Origin of the sequence: Saccharomonospora iraqiensis subsp. iraqiensis, assembly GCF_000430445.1 — a bacterium.
Classification (GTDB): Bacteria; Actinomycetota; Actinomycetes; order Mycobacteriales; family Pseudonocardiaceae; genus Saccharomonospora; species Saccharomonospora iraqiensis.
Map to the genome: position 1 here is coordinate 49,955 of NZ_KE387072.1, position 1,842 is coordinate 51,796.

Here is a 1,842-nt window from a genome sequence, read left to right on the forward strand (position 1 = left end):
CCGAGGCCGCCGCGGGGCGGCAGCCGCACCGTCTCCGCGCCGTTGGACAGCAGCGCCCCGATCCGGTTGCCGCCGCCGCGCGTCAGGTGCGCCACGGCCGCGACCGCGCACACCACCAGGTCCCGCTTCTCGCAGGCGGCGGTGCCGAAGTCGAGGCTGGGTGAGAGGTCGCCGACCACCCAGGTCTCCAGTTCCCGGTCGGCGACGGTCTCCCGGACGTGGGGGGCGGTGGTGCGGGCGGTGACGGCCCAGTCCATCCGGCGCACGTCGTCGCCGGGCTGGTACGGCCGCGCCTCCCCCGGTTCCGATCCGGGGCCCGGCACGAGGCCGAGGTGGTTGCCCTGCAGCAGGCCGTCCAGCCTGCGCCGCACGTCCAGTTCGAGGGTGCGCAGACCCGCTTCCAGCCGGTCACCGCGCAGAATCGGCGGAGCCCACTCGGGCCTGCCGCCACCGGCGTCCCTGCGGGAGGTCATGGTGCGGCACTCACCTGCTCGAGGCGCCCGCCGGGACCGCGGGGCCGGAGCCGCCCTGCGGCCGGGCGGACACCTGCGGCAACGGCACGGTCTGCAGGACGCGGTTGACGATGTGGTCCAGCGGGACGCCGTCCGCGAGGGCGTCGTAGGAGAGCACGAGCCGGTGCCGCAGCACGTCGGGCACGATGTCCACCACGTCCTGCGGCAGCACGTAGTCCCGGCCGCGCACCAGCGCCAGGGCGCGGGCCGCGGAGATGACCCCGAGGCTGGCGCGGGGGGAGGCGCCGTAGGCGACCCACCCGGCGACGTCGGACAGCCCGTGCTCACCGGGTCTGCGGGTGGCCAGCACGAGGCGGACGACGTAGTCGACCAGGGCGTGGTGGACGAAGACCTGGGAGGCCACGCCCTGCAGGCGGATCAGCTCGTCGGGGCTGAGCACCTGCTCCGGCTCCGGGGGCGTCACGCCCATCCGGTAGACGATCTCGCGCTCCTCCTCCGCGGTCGGGTACTCCACGAGGATCTTGAACAGGAACCGGTCGCGCTGGGCCTCCGGCAGCGGGTAGACCCCCTCGTTCTCGATGGGGTTCTGGGTGGCCAGCACGAGGAACGGCTCGGGCATGGGGAAGGTCTCCCCGCCGATCGAGACGTGCCGTTCGGCCATGACCTCCAGCATCGCCGACTGCACCTTCGCGGGCGCGCGGTTGATCTCGTCGGCGAGTACGAAGTTCGAGACCACGGGCCCCAGCTCGACGTCGAACTTCTCGCTGTTCTGCCGGTAGATCCGGGTACCGAGGATGTCGGCGGGCACGAGGTCCGGGGTGAACTGCACGCGGGAGAACGATCCGCCCACCACGCGGGCGAAGGTCTCCACGGCGAGGGTCTTGGCGACCCCCGGGACCCCCTCCAGGAGCAGGTGGCCCTTCGCCAGCAGCCCGACGAGCATCCGTTCGACGAGCCGGTCCTGCCCGACGATGACGCGCTTGACCTCGAACACGGTGCGCTCCAGCAACTGCGCGTCCCGCGCCGGGGTGCCGGGCTCGGTCACACCTACCTCCTCGCCGCCGACCGGTTGTGCGTACCCCGCGACCGTACCGGGTGGCGGGGGTGCGGCTGATCACGACCTGCGGGCACGGCCGATCGCCACCGTCTGCTCGCCAGCCAACCGCGTACCCGGTGTGACGGCTGTGAAGCCACCCGGCGGAGCCACCTCGCGGCCGGTGGGCGGTCGGTGGCCGGTCAGCGCCCGGTGAGGTCCCCGGGCGCGTCCACGTCGTGGGCCTCCCCCGGCAGCGCCGGGACGTCGACGGTCGCCAGGGGGCCGAGACAGGACCGCAGGGACACCCCACGCGGGTCGGGGGGCAGGGCCCGG

The 1,842-nt window shown here is 74.0% G+C and carries 2 protein-coding genes; both read right to left on the reverse strand.

Features of this window, described 5'->3' with window-relative positions; all coding sequences use genetic code 11:
- Positions 1 to 473 (reverse strand): DUF58 domain-containing protein (locus ACTIR_RS26425; protein ID WP_007027474.1); only part of this gene is annotated, 473 nt, incomplete at its 3' end.
- Positions 474 to 483: 10 nt separating this feature from the next.
- Complete coding sequence (locus ACTIR_RS0108360; protein ID WP_007027475.1) at positions 484 to 1,518, reverse strand: AAA family ATPase; 1,035 nt, start codon at positions 1,516 to 1,518, stop codon at positions 484 to 486.
- Between the last annotated feature and the right edge of the window lie 324 nt (positions 1,519 to 1,842).